The sequence below is a fragment of the Gilliamella sp. Fer4-1 genome (assembly GCF_001690515.1).
GTDB classification, from domain to species: Bacteria; Pseudomonadota; Gammaproteobacteria; order Enterobacterales; family Orbaceae; genus Gilliamella; species Gilliamella apicola_C.
The window spans coordinates 1-3,388 of the sequence record NZ_LZGZ01000318.1 but is presented as its reverse complement, the minus strand read 5'-3'; the positions used below and the strand labels follow the sequence as shown (position 1 = coordinate 3,388).

Sequence of the window (3,388 nt, the reverse complement as noted above, 5' to 3'; positions counted from 1 at the left end):
ATTTATATTCACATTCCTTTTTGCGATATTCATTGTCAGTTTTGTGGTTTTTATCAAAACCCATTACGGAAGTTTAATACTGAAACCTATATCGATTATTTATTAAAAGAAATATCGCTTGAAATAGATAATAAAGCGATGCAATCTGCTCCAATTCATGCCATTTATTTTGGTGGAGGCACACCTTCGGCTTTGGCTAGTGGGCAAATAGCCAGAGTAATTCGTTATTTTAAACAGCACGCTCCTTTGGCACCTGATTGTGAAATTACGATTGAAGGGCGCATTTCTGATTTTGATGATGAACGTGTTGATAGCTATATTCAAGCTGGTGTTAATCGTTTTTCTATAGGTGTACAAACCTTTAATACTCAAATTAGACAAAGGTTAGGGCGAGCATCAACTGAAGAACAAATCATTAAAAACTTTGAACGCATAGCTGCACGAGATAGTGTTGCTTTAGTGTGTGATTTAATGTTTGGTTTACCCGATCAAACCCCTCAAACATGGCAACGAGATTTAGATATTGCTAATAATTTGCCATTAGATGGCATTGATCTTTATTCCCTTAATTTATTGCCTACAACACCACTTGCTAAAGGTGTTGAAAATAAACGTATTGAAATACCGTCTGTCACTGATAAGTGTCGTTTTTATCATCAAGGTGCTGAATTTTTTGCTAAACAAGGTTGGGTTCATTTAACTAATGCACATTGGGCGAAAACTAGCCGTGAACGAAATTTATATAATTTTTTAATTAAACAAGGTTCGAATTTCTTTGCTTTCGGCTCTTGTGCTGGTGGGCGGCTAGGTGGTCAATCTTTTATGATCCATCGAGATTTAAATCAGTATTACACCCAATTAGATCAAGGTAAAAAGCCAATTATGATGTTAACAGGTAAACCATTAATAGGCGAATGGTTATATCAATTACAAGCAGGTATTGAAAAAGGGCGAATTGATTTGACGCAATTAACACAGCACTATCAATTGTTTGAACCATTAATCAATCAATGGCATCAAGTAGGGCTTCTACAAAATACAGATCATTGCCTGCTTTTGACATTATCTGGGCGATTTTGGTCAAGCAATATCTTGCAAGCTTTACAGCAGTTATTATTACAACTCAATAATCCAGAATATATTGAATTACAACAAAAAATGGCGCAAGAAAAACGAACGACTGGTAGCCAACAAATGATGCCTCATTCCGCTATTAAGCAAGCAAAAGATCCACATTAAAACTTCGTAATTAAAGGATATTATTATGACAGATAAACAAAACCATTTAGCTAATTTAGCTGCATATATGCAAACCCACCCCGAGGAAGTATTAGAAAAGATTGCTCAAGATCATCATGTTACATTGACGCAAGTCATTCAGGCTTTACCCAGAGCAAAAATTGTCGATGGCAGCCATTTTGATACCATTTGGGAAGAAGTAGCAACTTGGGGAGAAGTATTGTTTTTAATCCATACGGGGGATGTTATTGCTGAAATTTCTGGTGAGTTACCCTTAGGGACGCATAGCCATAAATATTTTAATTTACGACACCAAAAAGGTTTAAGTGGCCATATCAAGGCGGAGCATTGCCAATACATTGCTTTTATTGAACGTAAATTTATGAAAATGTCTACTGCGTCGATGATATTTCTTAATCATATGGGACAAGCGATGTTTAAAATCTTTGTTGGTCGTGACGAAAAACATCAACTTAAAGCAGAACAGCTAGAAAAATTCAGAGCATTAGCTAATCGGATTAATTAACTTTAAGATGTTAATACAATGAAAACACTATTAATCTTTGGCGTCAGCCCTAAACAAGGAACTGGTTATCAAGTTTTACAACTAGTTAAACAAAGCCATCCAGATTGGCATTGTATTACATTAGCTCGTGATAATACTTTTGCTAAGCAATTAGTCAATCAAGGCATTGAAACCTATGTCGGTGATGCAACTGATCGCGTGCTGGTTAAACAACTTTGTGATTTAGCTGGTACTGATTCAACAATTGTTTCAACCTTAGGTGGGGAAACTGGGAATTATCAGGCCCAGCGTATTATTATTGATTGTGCTGAGCAAACAGGCATAAAACAGATGGTTTTAGTCACTTCATTAGGGTGTGGTGACTCATGGGCAACTTTATCTGCGAGAGCAAAACAGGCTTTTGGTCATGCAGTACGAGAAAAATCGTTAGCTGAAACTTGGTTACAAACCAGTAAATTAAATTTTTTAATTTTAAGGCCTGGAGGTTTGCGTGATGGTGAAATGACTCAAAATGCCCAATGCTATTATCAACAAGAAGTACATGGGTTTATTCATCGCATTGATTTAGCAAAAATAATTATTGATAAAATCGCTAATCACGAATTTGGTAATTGTGCTTATAGTGTTGTTGACCCTAGTTTAACAATAACTTATTAATTAGCTAAATAATATGAGTAATTCAAAATATAAAAGAGGTTAATGGGTGCAAAACAATCGTCATCGTTCATTGTTATGGGGTTTAATTGGTCTACTATTGGTGCTTATTCTATTTTCGGCTAATTCTGGCGCATTAAATTTATCCATTACCCATTTAATTAACCTACAATTTGACGATCCGTTATGGCATATTTGGCTCAATGTCCGTATGCCTCGCATTATGTTAGCTGTTGTTGTTGGTATGGCTTTAGCTAGTTCTGGTGCGGTAATGCAAGGGCTGTTTAGAAATCCATTAGCTGATTCCGGCCTATTGGGCATTAGTAGTGGTGCTGCTTTAATGGTGGGACTATCTATTTTATTTCCTGCAATATTTCCATCTATTATGATGCTTTACGGTAAAATGTTTGCTGCTTTTGCAGGTAGCTTGCTGATTTGTTTGTTAATTTATATTTATAGCTTAAATTCACAATGTAACTTAGCAAAAATGGTTTTGTTAGGCGTGTCCATAAATGCCATTATTGGCGCAATAATGGGGTGCTTGAGCTATATGGGTGATGAGATCCAATTGCGTCAGCTCTCATTATGGTCAATGGGCAATTTAGGTAAAGGTTCGTGGGATTTGGTTTTAGTTGCGGTATCACTCATTTTTCCCGCTTTACTTGGTATTTTTAAGTTATCGCATGCACTGAATCTTCTTCAACTTGGCGATGAAGATGCTCATTATTTGGGCATCAATGTGCAACGAATAAAACGATACCTATTATTACTCTGTGCAGTACTAATTGGTACCTCAGTTGCAGTTAGTGGCATAATCGCTTTTGTTGGCTTAGTTGTTCCTCACATGATTCGATTACAAATGGGAGCTAATCATCGATGGTTATTACCGGCCTCTGCGTTGGGTGGCGCTTGTTTATTATTATTGGCGGATACTTTTGCCCGAACGTTAGTTGCTCCTACTGAAATTCC

General features: G+C 36.5%; 4 protein-coding genes. All 4 read left to right on the top strand.

Features of this window, described 5'->3' with window-relative positions; translation table 11 throughout:
• A partial coding sequence (gene hutW / locus A9G30_RS10665; RefSeq protein WP_065588947.1) for a heme anaerobic degradation radical SAM methyltransferase ChuW/HutW occupies positions 1-1,239 on the top strand: 1,239 nt, incomplete at its 5' end.
• 25 nt (positions 1,240-1,264) lie between these two features.
• Positions 1,265-1,765 (top strand): heme utilization cystosolic carrier protein HutX, encoded by a 501-nt coding sequence (gene hutX, locus A9G30_RS10660; RefSeq protein WP_065588946.1) that lies wholly within the window; start codon positions 1,265-1,267, stop codon positions 1,763-1,765.
• Positions 1,766-1,783: 18 nt separating this feature from the next.
• A complete protein-coding gene (locus A9G30_RS10655) occupies positions 1,784-2,422 on the top strand; it encodes an NAD(P)H-binding protein (protein ID WP_065588945.1) in 639 nt (212 codons plus the stop codon).
• 46 nt (positions 2,423-2,468) lie between these two features.
• A partial coding sequence (locus A9G30_RS10650; RefSeq protein WP_065588944.1) for a FecCD family ABC transporter permease occupies positions 2,469-3,388 on the top strand: 920 nt, incomplete at its 3' end.